This is a genomic window from Nonomuraea sp. NPDC048881, assembly GCF_040649795.1.
Classification (GTDB): domain Bacteria; phylum Actinomycetota; class Actinomycetes; order Streptosporangiales; family Streptosporangiaceae; genus Nonomuraea.
The window spans coordinates 73,023-97,112 of record NZ_JBEZGC010000018.1 but is presented as its reverse complement, the minus strand read 5'-3'; the positions used below and the strand labels follow the sequence as shown (position 1 = coordinate 97,112).

Below are 24,090 nucleotides of genomic sequence, written 5' to 3'. Positions count from 1 at the left end.
ATGCCCGCGATCGAGTGTCACACCACGCTGAAGCACACCGACTTCATCATGCGGAACCACCGGGTGCACGACGTGTCCGTCATGCCCGGGGTGACGTTCCTCGATCTGGTGTTCCGCACGCTGATGGCGACCGGGCGCGACGCCGGGGAGATCGTCCTGCGCGAGGTGCTGTTCACCGAGGCGATCGTCACCAAGCCGGAGGCCGACCGGGAGATCCGCGTCACCGTCGACGGCGCCGACGTGCGGGCGGAGAGCCGCTGGAGCAGGGACGGGACGCCGCTGTCCGGCTGGCGGCGGAACTTCACCGGCAAGGTGGGCACGCCGACCGGCCCCGAGCCCGGCCCGATCGACCTGGACGCCCTCCGTCGCGGCGCCCGGCGGCACGGCGACATGGAGGACCTGTACGCCCGCGCCAGGGCCGAGGACATCAGCCACGGCGCCCCGATGAAATGCGCGGGACGGCTGCACCACGGCGACGGCTACCTGCTCGCGGAGCTGCGGCAGGACGCGCCCACCCCCGGCCACGAGGGCTTCCACCTGCACCCCGCCCGGCTGGACGCGGCCACCCTGGCCGGGCTGGGCCAGACCCAGGCGTCGGGGCGGGAGCCGTTCATCCCGGTCTACATCGCCGAGTTCCGCGCGCCCCGGCGGCTTGGCGCAGCCTTCCACGTGTACGCGCCGCGCCCGGAGAGCATCGCGCCGTCCGGCGACGTGATCACCAACGACTTCGGCCTCTACGACGAGCGGGGGCGCTTCGTCGCGGGGTTCGGCGGGCTGTCGTGCAAGCGCATCAGGTCGCCGCGGCTGATCGAGCGGCTGCTCGACGACCCGGCCCGCCCGGAGCAGCCGTCCGCCACCGGCCACAACGGCTCCGGCGACCTGGTCGGCCGCCTGCGCGAGCTCGTCGCCGGGCCGCTCGGCCGCCCGCCCGGCGAGGTGCCCACCGGGACCGGCTTCTACGACCTCGGCCTGGACTCGGTCACGCTCGTGGACATCAGCGAACGGCTGGAGAAGATCGTCGGGCGGCGGCTCTACCCGACCCTGCTGTTCGAGTACGGCGACATCGACAGTCTCGCCGCCCACCTCTCCTCCGCCTACGACCTCACCCCGGGGGAGCCGGAGCCCGAGCCGGGCGAGACGCGCTGCTTCCGCGACGTGTGGGTGCCGCAACCCGAGGACGGCGACGACCCCGGCGAGTACCGCGAGATCACCCCCGGCGCCCGGTACGACGGTTCCCGGCACCTGGTGATCCGGGCCACGCCGGGGGAGCCCGCCGACCCGTGCCTGGCCGTCTGGGAGACCGCGAAGGCCGTCCTCGCCGCGAAGCCGGAGCGGCCGGTCACCCTGACCTACGCCCACACCGGCGACGACCCCGCCCACGAGGCCGTCGGCGCGCTGGCCAGGACGATCACCGCCGAGACCCCGCTGATCCGCTGCCGCAGCATCCGCCTGGACCCTGCCCCCGCCCCCGCCTCCTCCGACGCCCCCGCCCCCGCCGACGCCCCTGCCTCCTCCGCCGACGTGCTGCGGGACGCCTCCGCCGAGCCCGAGATCCGCTACGAGCGCGGCGAACGCCTGGTGCGCCGCTGGCTCCCGATGGAGCAGCCCGAGCAGCCCGAGCAGCCCGAGCAGCCCGAGCCCGGCGGGCGCGTCCCGATCAGGAAGGGCGGCGTGTACGTGATCGCCGGCGGGACGGGCGGCATCGGCCGCCTCCTCGCCGAGCACCTGGAACGCCGCCACCAGGCCACCGCCGTGCCCGTCAGCAGGAACGCGGAGATCTCCGCCGACCTGACCGACCCGGACCAGGTCGAGCGCGCCCTCGCCACGGTCCGGGCGCGCCACGGCCGCATCGACGGCGTCGTCCACTGCGCGGGCGTCAACCGCGACGGGCTCTACCCGGGCAAACGGGCCGCCGACATCGAGGCCGTGGTGGCGGCCAAGGCCCTGAGCGTGCGCCACCTGGACGCCGCGACCAGGGACGACGATCTGGACTGCTTCGTGGTGTTCTCGTCGGTGTCGGCGTCGCTGGCCAACCCGGGGCAGGCCGACTACGCCTTCGCGAACGCGTACCTGGAGGAGTTCGCCCGGCGGCGGGCGGCGCGGCGGGACCGGCCGGGCCGGACCCTGGCGATCGCGTGGCCGTACTGGGCCGAGGGCGGGATGCGGGTCGGGCCGGAGACGGTCGAGCGCGCCCGCACGGCCACCGGGATGGTCCCGCTGCCCACCGAGGCCGCCCTCGACGTGTTCGACCGCGCCCTGAGCGGCAGCGAGGACGTCGTGACGGTGCTCCACGGCGACGCGGACCGCGTCCCCACGCTGCTGCCGCCCGCCCCGCCGCAACCCTCGCCCCGCCCGGCCTCCCGGCCCGCGGCCGCCACGCCCCGCGCGGAGGCGCGGGCGGCGGGCGGCGGCGAGCCCGGCGAGCTGCGCGGCGAGGAGCCCATCGCGGTCGTCGGGCTGGCCGGACGGTACCCGCAGGCCCCCGACCTGCGCGCCTTCTGGCGCAACCTGGCCGAGGGACGCGACTGCGTCGAGGAGATCCCGGACGACCGCTGGAACCACGACGAGATCTACGACCCCGAGAAGGGCGCCCGTGGCAGGACGTACGGCAAGTGGGGCGGCTTCCTCGACGGCGTCGACCGCTTCGACCCCGCCTTCTTCGGCATCTCCCGCCGCGACGCCGAACGCATGGACCCGCAGGAACGGCTGTTCCTCCAGACCTGCTGGCACGCGCTGGAGGACGCCGGCCACCCGCCGGAGTCGCTGTCGGCGCACAACGTCGGCGTGTTCGCGGGCGTGATGTGGAACCACTACCAGCTCGTCGAGGGCGGGGAGGGCGGCGTCGCCCCCACGGCCATGCACGCCTCCATCGCCAACCGCGTCTCCTACACCCTCGACCTGCACGGCCCGAGCATCGCGCTGGACACCGCCTGCTCCTCCTCGCTGACCGCCGTGCACCTGGCCGTCGAGAGCCTGCGGCGCGGCGAGTGCGACCTCGCCCTGGCCGGCGGCGTGAACGCGACCGTCCACCCGCAGAAGTACCTGCAACTCGCCCAGGGACACTGGTTGTCGGAGGACGGCCGGTGCCGCGCCTTCGGCGCCGGCGGCAGCGGGTACGTGCCCGGCGAGGGCGTCGGGGCCGTCCTGCTCAGGCCGCTCTCGCGGGCCCTGGCGGACGGCGACCACGTCTACGGCGTCATCGCCGCCACCGCCGTCAACCACACCGGCCGGACCAGCGGCGCCACGGTCCCGAGCCCGCGCTCGCAGGCCCAGCTCATCGGCACGGCGATCCGCAGGTCCGGCTGGGACCCGGCGAGCATCGGCTACATCGAGGCGCACGGCACCGGCACCTCGCTCGGCGACCCGATCGAGGTCGAGGGCATGCGCCAGGCCCTGCCGGAGGGCGCGGACTGCGCGATCGGCTCGGTCAAGTCCAACATCGGCCACCTGGAGGGCGCGGCCGGGATCGCCGGGCTGACCAAGGTGCTGCTCCAGCTCCAGCACGGGCAACTGGCGCCGTCCCTGCACGCCGACGAGCTCAACCCGAAGATCGACTTCGCCGCCACGCCCTTCCACGTGCAGCGCGCGCTCGAACCCTGGCCCCGCGCGGACGGCACACCCCGGCGGGCCGGGGTCAGCGCGTTCGGCGCGGGCGGCACGAACGCGCACGTCCTGGTCGAGGAGGCGCCGGAGCCCGCTCCCGGGCCGGGCGCGGACGGTCCCTGCCTGGTCGTGCTCTCCGCCCGTACGCCCGAGGCGCTGCGCGACTACGCCCGCGCCTGGACCCGCTTCCTGGCGGAGACGGCCACGGCGGACGGCTCCCTCTCAAGCTCCCGGGGCGCCGTCGAACGGGTGGCCGCGCTGCTCGGCATCCCCGCCGACCAGCTCGACCCGGCCGACTCGCTGGGCGACCTCGGCCTCGACCCGGCCGCGCTGATCCAGCTCGGACAGGGCCTCTCGCTGGACGACACCGTCGCCGACCTGGCCGGGCCCGGCACGGCTCTGGCCGACCTCGCCTACACCTCGCAGGTCGGACGGACCGGCATGGCGGAGCGGCTGGCGCTCGTCGTGCGCGACGTGGCCGAGCTGCGGGACGGGCTGGAGGCGTACGCGGCGGGCGCGAACCCCGGCCCCGGCGTCTTCACCGGCTCCGGCGGCGAGGACGGGACGCCGTCGGCGGCGGACTGCGTCCGGCTGTTCCGGGCCGGACGGCTGGAAGAGGTGGCGGCCGCCTGGGTCGGAGGAGCCGAGGTGCCGTGGCGCGAGTGCCACGACGGCGGACGGCTGGTGTCGCTGCCGGTCTACCCGTTCCAGGAGGAGAGCTGCTGGCTCGGCCGCTGGCAGCGCGCCACCGCGACCTCCGAGCAGCCTGCCGAGTCACCCATCGAGCCGCCGGCCGTGGAGACGGCGGAGGAGCAGGCCGTGGAGCTCGTGCCGGACGGGGAAGGGCTGCGGTTCGAGGTGCTGCCCGACGGGGTGGCGCTGGTGGTGATGGGGTCCGGGGCGTCCATGTTCACCAGGGAGCTGATCGACGACCTCCAGGCCGCGTTCGCCGAGATCGCCGGGCGCGAGGACGTCAAGGCGGTCGTGCTCACCGGCAGCGGCAACGTCTTCAGCATGGGCGCCACCCCGGAGGCCCTGCGCACCCTCGCGGGCGGCGAGGGACGTTTCACGGACGTGCCCTTCCTGTACGAGGGGCTGCTGCGGTGCGACCGGCCGGTCGTCGCCGCCGTCCAGGGGCACGCGTCGGGCGGCGGGCTGGCCTTCGGGCTCTTCGCCGACCTCGTCATCATGGCGGCCGAGGGGGTCTACAGCGCCAACTTCATGAAGTTCGGCTTCACGCCCGGGATGGGCGCGACGTACATCCTGGAGGAGCGGCTCGGCCGGTCGGCGGCGCACGAGATGCTCTACACCGGCCGGTCCGTGACGGGTGAGGAGCTGGCCCGGCGGGGGGCCGGGGTGACCGTCCTGCCGCAGGGCGCCGTGCTGAAGGCGGCGCTCAGGCACGCCCGCTCGATCGCCGCGCTGCCGCTGCCCGCCCTGCGGGCGCTCAAGTCCGAGCTGGCCGGACGGGTGCTCGACCGGCTGGCCGGCGTCATCGCGGGGGAGTCGGGGATGCACGAGCGCGTGCTGGGGGAGGAGTCGCTGGCCCGCGTCGACGACTACTTCGCCAAGGTGGACACCTTCAGAGGCGACGCCCCGAAGGCGGACACGGGCAGAAGCGCGTCACCGAAGGCCGGGGGTTCTGCGGGGGGCGGGCCTGAGCCGGGGGAGGTGCGGCGGGTCATCGAGGGCACGCTCATGAGCCACCTCTACCTCCAGGCCCACGAGGTGGACGACTCACTGAGCTTCAGCGAGATGGGGCTGGACTCGATCGGGGCCGTGGAGATCGTCCGGGACCTGAACCGGAGCTTCGGGCTCGACCTGGACTCCGTCGCCGTCTACGACCACCCGACCGTCCCCGCTCTGGTGGACGCCGTACGGGAGGCCGTGGCCGCCGACGGGCTGACCGTGCCTCCGCCGCGTCCCGCCCCCGAGCAGCCGGTCCCGGAGGAGCGGCCCTTCGTGCCCGAACAACCCACCCCCGCCGAGCGGGACGAGAAGCCCGAACCGGGCGATCCGGAGGAGCGGGCGGGCCAGGTCCGGCTGCCCTCGCTCGACGGCGACCGCGCCGAACCGGACACCACGACCGCCGAGCCTCCCGCTAACACCGGCACGGTCACCCTGGAGGCGGTGAGGCCCACCGAAGAGCCCCCCGCCCGTGAGGAGCCCACCCCCGCACGAGAGAAGACGCCTGTCCGGGAGGGGGACATCGCGGTCATCGGCATGGCCGGGCGGTTCCCGGACGCGCCCGACCTCCGGACGTTCTGGCGGAACCTGGCGGACGGCCGGTGCAGCATCCGCGAGGTGCCCCCCGAGCGGTTCGACGTCTCGCGGGTGTACGACGCCGACCGCATGGCGCCGGGCCGGACGTACAGCAAGTGGGCCGCCATGCTCACCGATGTCGACGCCTTCGACGCGGCCTTCTTCAACATCTCGCCCCTGGAGGCCGAGACGATGGACCCGCAGCAGCGGCTGTTCCTCCAGGAGGCGTGGCACGCCCTGGAGGACGCCGGCTACGCCGCCAGGTCCGGTCGCCGGCCGTGGGGGTGCTTCGTCGGCTGCGGCGCGGGCGACTACGCCGGACTGCTGGCGGCGGCCGGACACGACGACACCGGGCACGCCTTCCTCGGCAACGCCTCCTCGGTGCTGCCCGCGCGGATCGCGTACCTGCTGGACTTCGGCGGGCCGACCATGGCCGTGGACACCGCGTGCTCGTCCTCGCTGGTGGCCGTGCACCTGGCCTGCGAGAGCATCCGGCGCGGCGAGTGCGAGGCGGCGGTCGCGGGTGGGGTGGCGGTGATGAACACCCCGAGGATGCACATCTGGTGCAGCAAGGCCGGGATGCTCTCGCCCACCGGCACCTGCGCGCCCTTCGACGAGTCGGCCGACGGCATCGTGCTGGGCGAGGGCGTCGGCGTGGTCGTGCTGAAGCGGCTGGACCGGGCGCTGGCGGACGGCGACCACGTCCACGGTGTGATCCGGGCCAGCGGCGTCAACGGCGACGGCGCGAGCAACGGCATCACCGCGCCCAGCGCCTCCTCCCAGGCGGAACTGCTGACCGAGGTGCACCGGCGGGCCGGGATCCGTCCCGGCGCGGTGGACTACGTCGAGACGCACGGCACCGGGACCGAGCTGGGCGACCCGATCGAGGTCAAGGCGCTGGCGAAGGTGTTCGGCGCGGACCGCGAGCGCCCGTGCCGCATCGGCTCGCTCAAGGCGAACGTCGGCCACACCACCATGGCGGCGGGGATCGGCGGGCTGCTCAAGACCCTGCTGGCGTTGCGGCATCGGCAGTTGCCGCCGTCGCCGGGGTTCGTCCGGGCCAACCCGAAGATCGACTTCGCGGACGGCGCGCTCGAAGTGGTCACGGAGCTGTCGCCCTGGACGCCCGGCCGCTCCGGCGAGCGGGTCGCGGCGGTGAGCAGCTTCGGCTTCAGCGGGACGAACTGCCACGTCGTGGTCGCCGAGCCGCCCTCCCGCGAACCGCGGGCCGGCGGCCGCGAGGACGTCGTCGTCCCCCTGTCGGCCTCGGACGAGCAGGCCCTGGCCCGGCTGCGCACCGGCCTGGCCGGCCACCTCGACGCCCACCCGGAGCTCGACGTGCGCGACGTCGCCCGCACGCTCGCCGTGGGCAGGTCGCACCTGGCCGGGGCCCGGTGCGCGTACGTGGCCGGGGACCTCGCCGACCTGCGCGGCCAGCTGCGCGACGGCGCCCGCCCGGCACGCGGTGAGGCGGGACGCCTCGCCGAGCGGTACACCGGCGGCGACGACCTCCCCTGGGACGACCTGACGGCGGGCGGGCGGCGGGTGCCGCTGCCGGGATACCCGTTCGCGGACGACCGGCGCCACTGGATCGGCGGCGACGACCACCCCGCCGGGCCCGGCCCCGGGACGTGGATCCGCCCCGACGACCGGCTGGTCGCCGACCACCGGATCGGCGGCACCCCCGTGCTGCCCGGCGTGGCCTTCCTGACGATCGCCGCCGAGCGCGGCGGGCTGTCCGGTCCGGTGCGCTTCGAGCGGGTACGGTGGCTGCGCCCGTTCGAGGTGCGCGAGGCCCGCGCCCTGGACGTGGTCGTGCGCGACGACGGCGGCTTCGAGCTGGACGGGCACGCCCGCGGCACCCTGCGGACCGGCGACGGCGCACTCGGGCGGCTGGACGTCGCCCAGGTTGAGGCCCGGTGCGCGGACAGCCGTCCGGCCGATGAGCTCTACCGCGCCTTCGACCGCGCCGGGCTGCACTACGGGCCCGGGTTCCGGGTGCTGCGCGAGGTCCGCGTCGGCGACGGCGAGGCGCTCGGCGTCCTGCGCGACGGCGCGCGCTGGGAGGCGCTGCTGGACGGCGCGCTCCAGACCGTCGCGGCGCTGCGTCCCGAAGACGGTGAGCCGGCGATGCCGTTCAGCGTGGAGTCGGCCGAGCTGGACGGCCCGATCACCGGCCCCGCCCACGCCCACGTGACCGACGAGGGCCGGGACGGGTACACGGTCCGCCTCGCCGACTCCGCAGGGCGGGTCAGGGCCGAGTTCCGGGGGGTCGTCCTGCGGACCCGGCCGGCCCGCCCGGCGGACGGCATGATCTTCGCCCCCGTCTGGCGCCGGACCGAGCCCGCCACTGGGTCCGGTGCGGGCGGCGGCAGGGCGCTCGTGCTGCACACCCCCGCCGCCGAGCCGCTGGCCCGCGCCCTCCTGGACACCCACGAGGACGGCCGCCTGGCCCCGCTCGCCTCGCCCGCAACGCCGGAGGAACGGTACGACACCGTGTACGTCCTCGCCCTGCCCGACCGGAACGGCCCGCCCGCCGGCGACCCCACCACGCATGACGTGTTCCGCCTGGTCAAGCGGCTTTCCGAGCAGGGGCGCGGCGGCCGGCGGCCCACGGTGAAGGTGGTCGTCGCCGGAGCCGTGCGGGTCGGGGACGAGGAGATCGTCCCGCACGCGGCCGGTGTGATCGGACTTACCAGGGCGGTGGCCGCCGAGCACCCGCACTGGACCGTCGCCGTCATCGACGTCGGCGCCGCGCCGCAGCCACCCGCCGACCTCGCCCGCCTGGTACGCGCCGAGAGCTGCGCCGACGAGCTGGTCGCCCTCCGCGACGGCCACCGCCACCTCCGCACCCTGGAACCCCTGCCCCTGACCGCCGGACGCAGCCCGTACCGGGACGGCGGGGCCTACCTGATCGTGGGCGGGACCGGCGGCCTCGGACGCACCCTGAGCAGGCACCTGGCCGCCACCGCAGGGGCGCGGCTGGCCCTGGTCGGGCGGCGCGAGATCAGCCACGAGATCCGCGAGCAGCTGGCCGAGATCGAGTCGCTCGGCGGCCAGGCCGTGTACCTGCGGGCCGACGTGGCCGACCGGGCCGCGTTCGGCAGGGCCGTCGAGGCGGCGCGGCAGCGGTTCGGCGAGCTCCACGGCGCCTTCCACGCCGCTCTGGTGCTGCGCGACATGACGCTCGCCAACATGGACGACGACGCGTTCGCCCAGGTGCTCGCGCCCAAGGTGGCCGGCGCCGCCGTCTTCGCCGAGGCGCTGGCCGGCCTGTCGCTCGACTTCCTGGCCTACTTCTCCTCGGCGGCCTCGTTCGTCGAGGTGGGCGGCCAGGCGAACTACGCGGCCGCCAGCACGTTCGAGGACGCCTACGCGCTGAGCCTGCCCGACCGGCCGGTCAGCGTGATCAACTGGGGTTACTGGGGCAGCGTCGGCGCGGTCTCCGGCGGCGGCTACGACGGCCGGTTCGCCGAGCTGGGCATCGGCTCGATCGAGCCGGAGGAGGGCATGGCGGCGCTGGCATCCGTCCTGGGCTCGGGCGCGCGGCAGGCGCTCGTCGTCAAGGCGGAGCCGAAGGGACTGGCCCACATCGGCGTCCGCACCCCGGACGCCGCCGCCGAGCCCGGCCGGACCGGCGAGCCCGGTGAGCTGGAACGGGCGCGGACGGCGTTCGCCGCTCTGGACGACCTGGCCCGCGGGCTGCTGCACCGGTCGGCCGACCGGGTGAGGGCCGTCGAGAACGTGCGCGCGGACCGCGGACGGCTGCGCGCCGCCGTGCTCGACCTGCTGGACGGGCCCGCGCCGCAGACGTCGCCGGCGGACGTGCTGGCCCGCTTCCCCGACCTGGAGCCGCACGTCAAGCTGCTGACCGCCTGCGTCGAGGCGCTGCCCGGCGTGCTGGCGGGCGAGCGCGACCCCATGGAGGTGCTGTTCCCCGGCGGCTCGATGAGCCTGGTCGAGCAGGTCTACAAGGGGCAGGCGGTCTCGGACCACTTCAACCGGCTGCTGGCCGGGGAGGTCGCCCGCGGCGGCCCCCGCCGCGTCCTGGAGATCGGCGCCGGCACGGGCGCGAGCACCGGCTTCGTGCTGGACGCCCTCGAAGGCCAGGACGTCGAGTACACCTACACCGACGTCTCGCCCGGGTTCCTGCGCCACGGCGAGCGGGAGTTCGGCGCGCGCCGCCCGGACCTCGTGCTCGCCCTCTTCGACGTGGAACGCGACCCGGCCGAGCAGGGCTTCGAACCCGGGACCTACGACGTCGTGCTGGCCACGAACGTCCTGCACGCCACCGCCGACGTCAGCCGGACGCTGCGCAACGCCGCCGCGCTGCTGCGTCCCGGCGGACGGCTGCTGGTCAACGAGGTGACCAGGGCGGCCGACTTCCTGACCCTCACGTTCGGGCTGACCCCGGGCTGGTGGCGCTTCACCGACGAGGAGCTGCGCCTGCCGCACAGCCCGCTGCTCGGCGCGCCGCAATGGCAGCGGGCGTTCCGGGACGCCGGTCTCACCCCCGCCCGCACCCTGGGCATCCCCGGCACGCCCGTCGCGGAGCTCGACCAGTGCGTCCTGGTGGGCGAGACGGCGGCCGCCACAGCTCCCGGCACCGGCGCCCGTGGCTACGTCAAGCGGGTGTTCGCCGAGGTGCTCAAGTACGGGAGCACCGATCTGGACGAGCGCGCCACCTTCGAGACGTTCGGCATCGACTCGCTGGTGAGCCAGAACGTCATCCACCGGTTCGAGCAGGACCTGGGGCCGCTGCCGTCCACCCTGCTGTTCGAGAACCTGACGATCGAGGAGCTGGCCGCGTACCTGGAGAACGAGCACGGCGAGCGCCTGCGCGCGGCCCTCGGCCAGGAACCCGCGCCGGAGGAGCCGGCGCGGCCCGCGCCGCGCCGCGAGCCCGCCGCGCAGGCCCTCGACATCGCCGTGGTCGCGGTGACCGGCCGCTACCCGGCCTCCCCCGACCTGGACGCCTTCTGGAGCAACCTGGCGAAGGGCGCGAACTGCATCACCGAGGCGGACCGCTTCGACCTGGACGCCCTCTACGACCCCAAACGCGGACGCAAGCAGCGCACCTACAGCAAGTGGGGCGGCTTCATCGAGGGCGTGGAGCAGTTCGACGCGCCGTTCTTCGGCATCCTGCCGCGCGACGCCGAGATCACCGACCCGCAGGAACGCCTGTTCCTGGAGACCGCCTGGACCCTGCTCGAAGACGCCGGCTACCTGAGCGAGCACACCAGGCAGCCGAGCACCGGCGTCTTCGTCGGCACCATGTACGGCTCCTACGGGCGCATGGCTGCGGCCGAGGGCTGGCCGGAGGGCAGGTTCGCGGGGGCGCACTCGGCGTACTGGTCGATCGCCAACCGGGTGTCGTACTTCTTCGACCTGCGCGGGCCGAGCCTCGCCGTCGACTCGGCCTGCTCGTCGTCGCTGACCGCGGTCCAGCTCGCCTGCGAGAGCCTGCGGCGCGGCGAGTGCGCGCAGGCCATCGCGGGCGGCGTGAACCTGATCCTGCACCCCGCCCACTTCGTGGCGCTCTGCTCGCTGAACATGCTCGCCGCCGACGGCGCCTGCAAGGTGTTCGACGAGGCGGCGGACGGGTTCGTCCCGGGGGAGGGCGTCGGGGCGGTGCTGCTCAAGCCCCTGGCCGACGCCGAGCGGGACGGCGACCGGATCTACGGCGTCATCAAGGGCGCCTTCGCCAACGCCGGCGGGAAGACCGCCGGGTACACCGTGCCCAATCCGAGCGCCCAGGCCGACCTGGTCTCCGAGGCGGTCCGGCGGGCCGGGCTGGACCCGCGGACCATCTCCTACGTCGAGGCCCACGGCACCGGCACCGCGCTCGGCGACCCCATCGAGATCGCCAGCCTGACCCGGGCCTTCGCCTCCCAGGGCTTCGCGGACGGGGACCGCGTGGACCGGATGGTCGGCTCCGTCAAGGCCAACATCGGGCACCTGGAGGGGGCGGCGGGCATCGCCGGGCTGACCAAGGTGCTGCTGCAGTTCCAGCACGGCCAGGTGGCTCCCTGCGCGAACCTGGAGACGCCCAACTCCAAGATCGACTTCACCGCGTCCCCCTTCCGGCCGCCGGACCGGCTGACCGACTGGCAGCGGCCCTTCCTGGACGGCGAGACGTTCCCGCGCCGGGCCGGGGTCAGCTCGTTCGGCGCCGGCGGGGCCAACGTGCACGTCGTCCTGGAGGAGTACGTGCCCACCGCCGGGACGCCGCCGGAGCCCGCCGACGCGGGGGAGCAGGTGATCCTGCTCTCGGCGCGTACCCGCGACCAGCTCCGCGCCATGGCGGGCCAGGTCGCCGACGTCGCGGCGAGCGGGCGGGCGGGGCTGGCGGAGCTCGCCTACACCACCCAGGTGGGCCGCGCCGAGCTGCCCGAACGGCTCGCCGTCCGGGCAGCCGGCCTGGACGAGCTGGCCGCCCGGCTGCGCTCGTTCGCGGGCGACGGCGAGGCCGAAGGCGTCCTCGTGGGGACGGCGGAGCCAGGCGCCGGCCAGGCTCCGCCGGAGGATGGCGCGGAGGGGCTCGGGGCCGGATGGGTCGCGGGGGCCCGGGTGGACTGGGCCGCCAACTGGCCCACCCCCCACCCGCGCCGCGTGACCCTCCCGCCCTACCCCTTCGACCGCCGCCCCTACTGGCTCCCCACCGCCCCCACCACCCACTCCACCGACCAGATCGCCGGTGACCCCGCCGGCAAGCCCGCCGACCGACCCAGCCCCATGCCCCGACCTCCGGCCCCTCAGCCGACGCCCGCCGACGCGGCCGCCGCTCGGACGGGCTCCGAGCTCGCCGCCGGGCCGGCGTCCGATCAGAAATCGGGGGAGGCCGCCGACGGGCGTTGCACCTACCTGCGGCCCCGCTGGACACCCGCCGCACTCCCCGAAGGACCCGGGGAACCGGAAGCCCTCCTGGTGATCACCGACGACGACCGGCTGGCCGAAGCGCTCGGCGGCGCCCAACTCCGCCCCGGCGACGCCTTCCCACCGGACGATCCCTCCGAACAGGCCGCCCGGCAGCTCGGCGACCTGGACCGGACGCCCGACGCCATCGTGATCGCCCCCTCGGACCCGTTCCCCGGGACCGCCGCCTTCGACGCCCTGCTGCGCACGGCCACCGCCGTCCTGCGCGACGGGGGCCCGCTCAGGGTGGTGGTGTCCGCCGCGACCGGCGAGCCGCACCACACCGCCCTGGCCGCCGCACTGAGGACGCTGGCCCTGGAGCACACGGCGTTCAGCGGCGTGTGCGTCACCGGCGCCACCCCGGCGCAGGTCGCGGCCGAGCTGCGGGCGCCCGCCGCCGGAACCGCTCCCGAGCAGCGGGTCTCCGAGGTCGCCTACCGCGACGGCGTCCGCCTGGTGAAGGGCATGGAGCCGTATGAGCCGCCGCCGCCCGGGCTGGACGTCCGGCCGGACGGCACGTACCTGATCACCGGCGGCGCCGGGGCCATCGGGCTGGCGTTCGCCCGCTTCCTCGCCGGGCGCGGGGCGGCGAAGCTGGTCCTGACCGGACGCTCCGAGCCCGGCGACGACATCGAGCGCCGGATCGCCGGGCTGCCCGCCGTCTACGTGCGCGCCGACGTGTGCTCGGCCGCCGACCTGCGCGACCTGCGCGACCGGTACGGCCCCTTCCACGGCGTCATCCACGCCGCCGGGATCCACCGGGACGCGCGGGCCGTGCGCAAACGTCCCGAGGACACGCGGGCCGTGCTGGAGCCCAAGATCCTGGGCACCGTCCTGCTGGACGAGGCCCTGCGCGGCCAGCCGCTGGACTTCCTGGCGCTGTTCTCGTCGGTGGCCGCCGAGACCGGCAACATCGGGCAGATCGACTACGCCTACGCCAACGCCTTCCTCAACCACTTCGCCGAGCGGCGCGCGCGGCTCGGGCACGGCAGGACGCTCGCCGTCGGCTGGCCGCTGTGGGAGGAGGGCGGCATGAAGGTGGACGACGCCACCCGCCGGCTGTTCGAACGCCGCTGGGGCAGCGTCCCGATGACCACCGCCGCCGGGCTGGCCGCCTTCGCCCGGGGGCTGGCCGGAGCCGAGACGAGCTTCGCCGTGGTCGAAGGCCCCGCCGAGCCCGTCCCCGAACGGCCCCAGCCGCCCGCGAACCCCGAATCCGAGGTTATGGAGATGAGTGAGCCCATGTCCGCGACGGAGACGACCGGGTCCGACGACCATCTGATCGAGGCGGTCCGGGCGGAGCTGCGTCGCGCGGCGGCCGGATTCCTGCTGGTGGGCGAGGAGCACGTGGACCTCGACGCCGAGCTGATGGACATGGGGTTCGACTCGATCTCCATGGCCGAGCTGGTGGACCAGGTCAACGAGCGGTACAAGCTGGACCTGCTGCCGACCGTGCTCTTCGAGGCCACCGACCTGACCACCTTCTGCGACCATCTGCTCGCCGAGCACCCGGCCGAGATCGCCGCCGCCCACACCCCACCCGCCCCCGCCACCACCCCACCGGCCCCCGCCACCCCATCCGCCCCCGTCGCAGAACCTCTCGCCGCCCCCGCCGGGGGGCAGGAGGACGCCGAGCCAGGCCCGGCGCCGGAGACCGTGACCTCGCCCCCACGGCCCGGCGCCGGGACCTCCCCGACCACCCCTGACAACCCACCGACCACAGGGACCGGCACAGAAACCGGCACAGAAACCGGTACAGAAACCGGTACAGCGACCGGCACGACGGCTGGGAGCGCGACGGAAAAGCCCGCGACGGGTGGCATCGCGATCGTCGGCATGGCGGGCATGCTGCCCGGCTCCGCCGACCTGGACGACTTCTGGCGCCACCTGACCGAGGGCCGCGACCTGACCCGCCCGGTCCCCGAGGACCGGCGCGAGCTGCGTGAGAACCCCGAGACGGCGAACGTCCGCGCCGGCTTCCTCGACGACGTGCGCTCCTTCGACGCCGCGCTGTTCGGCATCTCGCCCAAGGAGGCGGCGATGATGGACCCGCAGCAGCGGCTGTTCCTGCAGACCGTCTGGCGGGCCGTCGAGGACGCCGGTTACCGCCCCGCCGACCTGGCCGGCACCAGGACGGGCCTGTTCGCGGGCGTGTCCGCGTGCGACTACGACGACCTGCTGCGCGAGCACGGCGTGCCGGTCGAGGCCCACACGGCCAGCGGCGTGGCCGACTGCATCCTGGCCAACCGCGTCTCCCACCTGCTGGACCTGCGCGGCCCGAGCGAGGCGGTCGACACCGCCTGCTCCAGCTCCCTCGTCGCCCTGCACCACGCGGTACGCGCCATCGAGGACGGCGAGTGCGACGCGGCCATCGCCGGCGGCGTCAACCTGACGCTCAGCCCGGGGCTCTACATCGCCTTCGCCAAGTCCGGGATGATCAGCGAGGACGGCGTCTGCAAGACGTTCGACGAGCGCGCCGACGGCTACGGCCGGGGCGAGGGCTGCGGAGCCGTCCTGCTCAAGCCGCTGCGGACGGCGCTGGCGGACGGCGACCAGATCCTCGCCGTGATCAGGGGCAGCGCGGTCAACCACGGCGGCCGGGCCAGCTCGCTCACCGCGCCCAACCCCGAGGCGCAGGCGCGCGTGCTGGTCGACGCCTACCGCAAGGCGGACGTCGATCCCGCCCGCGTCACCTACATCGAGGCGCACGGCACCGGCACCAGGCTCGGCGACCCGATCGAGATCGAGGGCATGAAGAAGGCGTTCGCCCGGCTGTACGCCGACCGGGGGCGGCCCGCGCCGGACGTCCCGCACGTCGCGCTCGCCACCGTGAAGACCAACATCGGCCACCTGGAGGCGGCGGCCGGCATCGCCGGGCTGCTCAAGGTGCTGCTCTGCATGCGTCACGGGGCGCTGCCGCCGACGATCCACTACGAGCGCCCCAACCCGTACGTGCGGCTGGAGGGCAGCCCGTTCACCATCAACACGCGGCTCACGCCGTGGGACGGGCCGGACCGGGTGGCGGGGGTCAGCTCGTTCGGCTTCGGCGGGACGAACGCGCACGTGGTGCTGGAGGCGTACCGGCAGCAGGTCCCGCCGGAGAAGACGGGGGAGCCGCGGGTGCTGGTGCTGTCGGCGGCCCGCCGGGAGGCCCTGGAGGAGTACGCGCGGAACGTCGCCCGGTACATCCGGGAACATCCGGAGATCGGGCTCGACCGCATCGCCTGGACCCTCCAGAACGGACGCCGCCACCTGTCCGAACGGCTCGCCGTGGTGGTCAGCGATCGCGAGCAGGCGGTACGGGCGCTGAGCGGCGAACCGGCGGGCGTGCACAGGGGCACCGCCCGCAGGGACGCCCCGGCGCCGTGGGGCACCGGGCCGGAGGACCTCGCCGAGGCGTGGGTCTCCGGCAGCGAGGTGGACTGGCAGGGGTTGTGGCAGGGGCCGCGCCCGGTGCGGGTCTCGCTGCCCGGCCCGCCTTTCGCCCGCGTCGAGCACTGGTTCACCGCACCCGAGCCGTCCCGCGCCGCCGCCCCGGCCGCCGTGCCGTCCGCCGCGTCTTCGGACGGCGCGGTCGTGCGGCGGACCAGCGACGGGAAGGTCCGCCTGCGCGCCGCCAAGGGTGGCCGGACGCCGGACGCCCCCGCTCCGGCCCCCGCCGCCGAGCGGGCGGAGGCCGCGCGACTGGACGAGACGCCGGTCGCGCCCGCCGGAAGCGCCGGCGGGCCCGCCGGGGTGGAGGAGATGCTGCGCGAACGGCTCTCCACGATCCTGGACGCCGACCCCGCCGGCGTGGACGTGGACACCCCCTTCGAGGAGCTGGGACTCGACTCCATCTTCCGGATGGAACTGGTCAAGGCGATCAACACCGCCTTCTCCCTCGACCTCCAGGCAGCCGAGCTGTACGAGTACGACACGGTGGACCGGCTCGCCCGCGCCGTCGAATCAGCCATCACCGACTCCGCCCCCACCCAAAAACCGCAACCGAAACCCGCCCCGAAACCAGCGCAAAAGGCCGCGGAACCGGCCCCGAAGCGCACCCGTACGCCCGAGCAGGCGCAGGAGCCCGGCCCAGCGCGAGCCAAGGCCCCGCAGCAGGCGCGAGGGAAGGCAGGCACCCTGGAGGACCAGCTCGCGGACCTGGTCGGCGCGATCATCGAGCGTCCGCTCGACCCCGCCCGCAGCTTCGCCGACAACGGCCTGACCTCCTTCGAGATGCTGCGCGTGGTGAGCGTCCTGGAGAAGCAGGTCGGCGCGCTGCGCAAGACCCTCCTGTTCGACCACCCCACGCCCGCCGACCTGGCCGCCCACCTGCGCGACGAGCGCGGCACAGAGTCCGTACAGCCCCCGGAGCAGCCGGACGGGCCGGCCCCGTTCGAGACGAGGACGCGCGACGGCGAGCCGGCCGTGCTGCTGAAGCGGGACCTGCACCGGCACCCGGACCTGCGGGACCTGGTCGCAGGCATCGACCGCCGCCACGCCAAGGAGGGCGGCCTGGCCGGACGCGACATCGCGCCGCTGGCCTTCATCGGCTCGGCGCGCAAGGGCTACCTGCACGTCTCCGAGAACGGCGGCAACCTGCTGGCCTGGAGCTACGCCGGCTCCGAGGAGTACTTCCAGGAGCTGGTCGAGGAGTACACCGCCTACGCGCGGGCGCGCGGCCTGCGGCCCAACTTCCTGTCTCTCCTCCCGGTGCGCGAGGTGGCCGGGGAGCCGTACAGCGCGACGCCGTTCGGGGCCGTGCAGCGGCTCGACGACCTGGGCTCCTTCACGCTGAAGGGCGGCCGGATGGAACGCCTGCGCTACATGGTGCGGCGCTTCTGCAAGGCGGGCGAGTGCCGGACGGCCGAGTACCGCTCGGGCGAGGACCCCGAGATGGACCGCAGGCTGGCCGGGCTGGTGGACGACTGGGCCGGCCGCAAGCAGATGGTCAACCCGTACGTGTCGGTCGTCCGGCGGGAGATCGAGGAGGGCCGCCTGGACGGCAGGCACCGCGTCTTCGTCACCTACCTGGACGACGAGGTGGCCAACGCCGTCGTCATCACGAAGATCCCGTCGGAGAACGGCTACCTGCTGGACGTCGAGTTCTACCCCAAGGACATGCCACTCGGCGGGCTGGAGTTCGCGATCGTGCAGATCATCGAGCGGCTCGTGGAGGAGGGCTGCACGATGTTCAGCTTCGGCGCCAGCTTCGGCGTGGAGACGGAGGAGTCGGCCAACGCCGCCCCGGACGTGCGCCAGGCGCTGGACGAGCTGCGTTCCGCGGGCATCTTCGGCGAGGGGAACTTCCAGTTCAAGAACAAGTTCCGGCCGGTGAACGTGCCCATCTACCTGTGCCAGCCGGAGGGGGAGGACCGCACGCCGGTCTCGGAGATCATCCTCATGATCGCCGACCCGGACCTGCGCCCCGCCACCACCGAGGAGCCGGCGGAAGCCAAGCCCGAAGCCAAGCCCGAAGCCAAGCCCGAAGCCAAGCCCGAAGCCAAGCCCGAAGCCAAGCCGACAGCGGACATGCCGGACATGGCCGGACTGCTGAACCGGTACGGCGGCGAGCCGGCCCGCGTCCCCGCCCACCACGTCACCACCGACCTGATCACCGACTCCTGGGCCGAGCTGGACGCCCCCTGGATCGCCGAGCGGCTGCGGCGCCTGACGGAACAGTCGGCCGCCCGCCCGGACACCGAGATCGACGGCCTGCCGTTCCCCTTCGTCGTCCCGACGGGCTCCGGCCGGGCGGCCGAGGCGCTGTTGTGCCGGTCGTGGCCGGGCCGGCGCGGTCGGGTGCTGCACAACGGCCTGTTCCCCACGTGGTTCCTGAGCCTGGCCGACAACGGCTTCAAGCCGGTCGAGCTGCCCGGCGGCCCGGAGATCGACGTCGAGGCGCTGGAGGCGGAGCTGGCCGGGGACGAGCCGGTGTCGTTCGTCTGCGTGGAGGTGGCCAACAACGCGGCCGGCGGCGCGCCGACCCCGCTGGCGAGCCTGCGCGCGGTCAAGGAGGCCGCGGCCCGGCACGGCGTTCCGCTGGTGATCGACGGCGCCCGCGTGGTGGACAACGCGGTGGCGGTCGCGGACGGCCGGGACGTGTGGGAGGTCGTCGGCGAGCTGCTCGAACTGGCCGACAGCGCCACGATCAGCCTGTCCAAGGACTTCGGGGTGCCGTTCGGCGGCCTGCTCGCCACCCGCGACGACGCCCTGCGCGAGCGGGTCGCCGAGCGGCTGGAGACGTGGGGCAGCGACGTCGGCCTGGCCAACCGCCGGATCATGGCGGCCGCCCTGGAGGACCGCGAGACGGTGGCCGATCAGGTCCGCGCCCGAGCGGACGCGGTGGCGGCGCTCCGGCAGGGCCTGTCGGAGGCGGGCGTCGCGCTGGAGGGCCCGCCCGGCGGTCACTGCGTGCTGCTGAAGGACGCCGACCACGTGCGCATCTTCCGCGAGACGGGCATCAGGGGCGCGCCGCACTTCGGCCGCGAGGGCGTGGTGCGCCTGGCGGTGCCGGTCGGCCTGAGCGTCGAGGAGGCCAAGGACGCCGCCGCCCGCCTAGGCGCCCTCCTCGGCGCCGACGCCTCGCGATCCGCCCGCCGCAAGGCCGACGCCCCGCAATCCGCCCGTCCCGAAGGCCGGAAGAACGAGACCCGGAGCAACCCCGACAACCCCAACCTGGCGATCCTCCGCGAACACCACCCCGACGTCGAGCACGAGATCGTCACCACCGCGGACGGCGACGTCGAGCTGTTCAGCGCCGGCTCAGGACCGGCCCTGCTGCTCATGCACCCCTTCAACATCGGCGCCGGCGTCTACGCCCGCCAGTTCGAGGGCCTGGCCCACCGCTACCGGGTGACGAGCGTGCACCATCCGGGCGTCGGCGCGACCACGGCCGCCGCCGACCTGTCGCTCAGCGGCCTGGCCCGGCTCTGCCACGACGTGGCGGGCGGCCCGGCGCACGTGGCCGGGGCGTCGTTCGGCGGGCTGGTCGCCCTGGCGTACGCGCTCGACCATCCCGACGACACCGAGTCGCTGATCCTGATCGGCAGCTCCTGCCGCATCGGCAACCGGGTCGGCGACATCGACAAGCTGGAGGTGGTGGCCACCCAGGACTTCGACCGGGTCATCGAGGGCAGCGGGTCCAAGCGGCTGCGCAAACGGCGGGACGCCCTGATGCGGCTGCTGCTGCGCGCCGAGAGCATGGCCCCGCAGGTCGGCCTGCGCTACCTGGACGTGTTCGCCGAACGCCCGGACCTGGGCGACCGGCTGCCGGAGATCCGGGCGCGCACGCTGATCGTCCAGGGCCGGTACGACACCGTCATCCCGGCCAAGACCGCGCACCTGCTGCACGCCCTGATCCCCGACTCCCGGTACGAGGAGATCCCGGACGCGGGTCACTTCCCGCAGCTCACCAGCCCCGACCACGTCAACCGGCTGATCTGCGAGTTCCATGATGAACAGAATTGACGACAGCACCGTGACCAGGACCGAGCTGGTCAAGCCAGGGATGTGCGGGCCCAGCTCGCTGTTCATGGGCGAGGTCGGCGACTGGACCTGGGACACGGTCAGCGCGCTGTGCGGCACGAACGCCTTCGACGCGCGCAACGCCGCCGGCGACCCGACGTACCTGTCGTTCTACTACTTCCACGTCAGGGGCAGCCGCGACCTGCACGTCAACGCGCTGACGTTCGGCGACGAGCTGGAGGTCACCTCCCGGCTGTTCGGCTTCGGCAGCGAGTCGGTGCTGGCCCTGCACCGGATCGGCCGCGGCGGCGGCCGGACGGGCGAGCTCGACCCCGACCGCTTCTACGCCTTCGACGACCCCGGCTGCATCTACGTCGAGACCTTCAACCGCTGGATCTCGCGCAGCGCGCCCGGCAGCAACGAGCGGCTGGTCAAGTCGTCGCCGGTGGACTTCAGGCACGAGCACCTGCCGACGCTGCCCGGCGCGTACTCGCCGCGGAAGATCTACGGCCACGCGCGGAGCACCGGCACGTTCCTGGCCCGCAAACCGGACGACCCGGTCACGTTCACCGCCGACTACCCGGTGGAGCCGTCCAGGGACCTCAACGGCGTGGGCCTGCTCTACTTCGCCTCCTACTTCGCGATCGTCGACTGGGTGCTGCTGCGCTTCTGGCGCAGCCGGGGGATCGGCGTCGCCGACTTCCTCCGGCGGGTCGTGCTCGACCAGCGGCTGTGCTACCTGGGCAACGCGAACGCCGACTCGGTGCTGCGGGTGAGCCTGGAGTGCTGGCCGGCGCCGCAGGACGAGAACGAGGAGATCGTCAACCTCGTCATGGAGGACCGTGGCCGCACGATCGCGGTCAGCACCCTGCGCGTTCTCAGGAGGGGAGACACCGATGACGACGCGTGAACACGTCGAGGGCGTCGTGCACAAGACGATCGACGAGATCCTGCCCGGCGTCGAGATCGACGGCCGGGCGCACCTGAAGGACCTGGGCGCGGACTCCGTGGACCGGGTCGAGATCATCCTGGCCGTGCTCGACCGGCTCGGCGTGCGCGAGCCGCTGTCCTCCTTCGGCGGCGTGCCCAGCATCGACGCCCTGGTCGACTTCCTGTGGGAGCGTGTGAGGTGAACGTCGGAATCGAGGCACTCAACGTCTACTGCGGCCTGGCCCAGATCCCGGTGCCGGAGCTGTTCGAGGGGCGCGGGCTCGACGCCGAGCGCCTGGGCAACCTGATGATGCGCAACCGCTCGGTCGGCCTGCCCTTCGAGGACCCGGTGACCAACGCCGTCAACGCCGCCCGGCCGATCGCCGGCGACGACCGGATCGAGATCCTGATCACCTCCACCGAGTCCGGCCTCGACTACAGCAAGTCGGTGGCCTCCTACGTGCACGAATACCTGGGGCTGCCGAGGAGCTGCCGGGTCGTGGAGGTCAAGCAGGCGTGCTACGCGGCCACGGCGGCCGTCCAGCTCGCCGCCGCGTACGTCGCCTCGGGCGTGTCGCCCGGCGCGAAGGCGCTGGTGATCGCGACGGACGTGGCGCTGGTGGACGAGCGCGCCGCCTACGCCGAGCCCGCCATGGGCGCAGGGGCGGCGGCCGTGCTGATCAGCGACCGGCCGCGCGTCCTGGACCTGGATCTGGGGGCGTTCGGCAACCACAGCTACGAGACGATGGACTCGGCCCGGCCGGGGCCGACGTTCGACATCGCCGACTCCGACCGCTCGCTGTTCGCCTACCTCGACTGCCTGACGAGCTGCCTGGCCGGCTACCGGTCCAGGGTCGAGGACGCCGACTTCGCCACCACCTTCGACCATCTGGCCATGCACACCCCGTTCGCCGGGATGGTCAAGGCCGCGCACCGCAAGCTGATGCGCGAGTCGGGCGGCGGCACGGCGTCGGTCGAGGAGGACTTCGAGCGGCGGGTGCTGCCCTCGCTCGCCTACCCCAGACGGGTGGGCAACCTCTGCTCCGGCTCGGTCTACCTGGCCCTGGCCAGCCTGATCGACCACGCCACCCTGGACGGCCCGGCCCGGGTCGGCCTCTACTCCTACGGCTCGGGCTGCTCATCGGAGTTCTTCAGCGGCCTGGTCGACGAGGAGTCGGCGAGCACGCTGGCCGCGATGCGGATCGGCGAGCACCTGGACGGCCGCTGCGAGCTCGGCTTCGACGAGTACGCGGCGCTGCTGCCCGAGACCCTGACCTGCCTCGTGCCGGAGCGGGACAGACAGGTCGACGTGGGCGCGTACGAGCACCTGCTCGCCCGCGCCCGCTTCGACCGCGACCTCCTGGTGAACACCGGGACGAAGGACTACCACCGAACCTACGAATGGCTGGCACCATGACAAATGCGGAGATTTTCGAGACCGTCAAGCAGAACGTCCTGAGGGTGCTGCCGGACCTGCGGCCCGGCGACGTGACGACCGAGGGCACCCTGACCGACCTGGGCGCGAACAGCGTCGACCGGGCCGACGTGGTCACCATGAGCATGGAGGACCTCGGGCTGACCGTGCCGGTGTCGGAGTTCCAGGAGGTGCACGACATCCGGTCCCTGGTGGACCTGCTGGCGAGGCATTCATGAAGGTCGTCGTCACCGGCATGGGCATCGTCTGCTCGATCGCCTCCACCGTCCCGTCGTTCACCAGGGCGTTGCGGGCCGGACGGTGCGGGATCGGGCCGGTGCCCGACCCCGGCGACGGCGGGCCGCGCCTGGCCGCCCTGGTCAAGGGCTTCCGCTTCCGGGAGGCGGTGGCGGCCCGCCGCCGCCTGCCCGAGGAGATCGTGCGCAACGCGCTGCGGGCGGCCAACCGCTCGCCGCAGCCGCTGCAGATGGACCTGGTCGCCGCCATGCAGGCGTACGAGCAGGCCGGGCTGCACGAGGCGCGCGCCGACCCCGAGCGGATGGGCCTGGTCGTGGCCGGGCACAACCTCAGCTCCGGCTACGCCCACGACCTGCACCCCAAGTACGAGGACAACCCCGCCCACCTGCCGGCCAGGTTCGCGCTGCACTTCATGGACACCGACCGGGTGGGCACGCTCAGCCAGGTGTTCGGCATCAGGGGCGAGGGCTACACCGTGGGCGGCGCCTCGGCCAGCGGAAACGTCGGCATCATCAACGGCAGCCGGCTGGTGGAGTCGGGGGCGGTGGACGTCTGCCTGGTGGTGGGCGCCATGACCGACCTGTCGCCGATGGAGAAGCGCGGCCTGGCCACGCTCGGGGCGGTCGCCGGCGTCGAGGAGCCGCAGCAGGCCAGGTGCCGGCCGTTCGACGAGGAGCACGAGGGGTTCGTGCCCGGTCAGGGCGCCGGCTGCGTCGTGCTGGAGAGCGCCCGTTCGGCCGCCGCCCGCGGCGCGCCGGCGCTGGCCGAGCTGTGCGGCTACGACCTGAAGCTGGACGCCAACAGCCTGCCCGACCCACGCGAGGAGGGCGAGGCCAAGGTGATGGTCAACGCCATGGCCAACGCGGGCGTCGGGCCGCGCGACATCGACTACGTCAACGCCCACGCCACGGCGACGCCCAGCGGCGACGTGGCCGAGCTGGCCGCGCTGCGCAGGGCGCTGGGCGACAGCTTCGGCCGGCCGTGGGTCAACTCCACCAAGGGGCTGGTCGGCCACTGCATGTGCGCGGCCGGCGTGGTGGAGGCGATCGCGACCGTGGTGCAGATGCGCCGCGGCTTCGTCCATCCCAACCTGAACCTGCGCCATCCGATCAACCGCGACTGCCGGCTCGCACCCGGCAGGCTGCGGGCCGCCGACATCCGTTACGCGCTGTCCAACAGCTTCGGGTTCGGCGGCTTCAACACCTGCATCGTCCTCGGACGCGAGCGTTGACCGACGGCCGACGCATAGCGCCGAGGGTCAG

General features: G+C 74.1%; 6 protein-coding genes. All 6 read left to right on the top strand.

All coding sequences use genetic code 11. The features are described from left to right. From AB0C33_RS41050 to AB0C33_RS41025, 6 genes are read left to right on the top strand one after another with little or no spacing between them, the layout of a single operon-like run. A complete protein-coding gene (locus tag AB0C33_RS41050; RefSeq protein WP_358298251.1) occupies positions 1 to 20,229 on the top strand; it encodes an SDR family NAD(P)-dependent oxidoreductase in 20,229 nt (6,742 codons plus the stop codon). After that, positions 20,213 to 21,136 (top strand): LnmK family bifunctional acyltransferase/decarboxylase, encoded by a 924-nt coding sequence (locus AB0C33_RS41045; RefSeq protein WP_358298249.1) that lies wholly within the window; start codon positions 20,213 to 20,215, stop codon positions 21,134 to 21,136. Before AB0C33_RS41050 ends, AB0C33_RS41045 begins: the two co-directional genes overlap by 17 nt. Then, positions 21,123 to 21,359 (top strand): phosphopantetheine-binding protein, encoded by a 237-nt coding sequence (locus AB0C33_RS41040; protein ID WP_352327369.1) that lies wholly within the window; start codon positions 21,123 to 21,125, stop codon positions 21,357 to 21,359. The genes AB0C33_RS41045 and AB0C33_RS41040 overlap by 14 nt, the downstream gene beginning before the upstream one ends. Next, complete coding sequence (locus AB0C33_RS41035; protein ID WP_358298247.1) at positions 21,356 to 22,573, top strand: hydroxymethylglutaryl-CoA synthase; 1,218 nt, start codon at positions 21,356 to 21,358, stop codon at positions 22,571 to 22,573. The genes AB0C33_RS41040 and AB0C33_RS41035 overlap by 4 nt, the downstream gene beginning before the upstream one ends. Further along, positions 22,570 to 22,809 (top strand): phosphopantetheine-binding protein, encoded by a 240-nt coding sequence (locus AB0C33_RS41030; RefSeq protein WP_358298245.1) that lies wholly within the window; start codon positions 22,570 to 22,572, stop codon positions 22,807 to 22,809. The genes AB0C33_RS41035 and AB0C33_RS41030 overlap by 4 nt, the downstream gene beginning before the upstream one ends. After that, a complete protein-coding gene (locus tag AB0C33_RS41025) occupies positions 22,806 to 24,059 on the top strand; it encodes a beta-ketoacyl synthase N-terminal-like domain-containing protein (protein ID WP_358298243.1) in 1,254 nt (417 codons plus the stop codon). Before AB0C33_RS41030 ends, AB0C33_RS41025 begins: the two co-directional genes overlap by 4 nt. Positions 24,060 to 24,090: the final 31 nt, after the last annotated feature.

Excerpts from the sequence above, each read along its gene's own strand:
- AB0C33_RS41050 (WP_358298251.1), top strand. The coding sequence starts at position 1 with ATGCCCGCGATCGAGTGTCACACCACGCTGAAGCACACCGACTTCATC.
- AB0C33_RS41045 (WP_358298249.1), top strand. The coding sequence starts at position 20,213 with ATGATGAACAGAATTGACGACAGCACCGTGACCAGGACCGAGCTGGTC.
- AB0C33_RS41040 (WP_352327369.1), top strand. The coding sequence starts at position 21,123 with ATGACGACGCGTGAACACGTCGAGGGCGTCGTGCACAAGACGATCGAC.
- AB0C33_RS41030 (WP_358298245.1), top strand. The coding sequence starts at position 22,570 with ATGACAAATGCGGAGATTTTCGAGACCGTCAAGCAGAACGTCCTGAGG.
- AB0C33_RS41025 (WP_358298243.1), top strand. The coding sequence starts at position 22,806 with ATGAAGGTCGTCGTCACCGGCATGGGCATCGTCTGCTCGATCGCCTCC.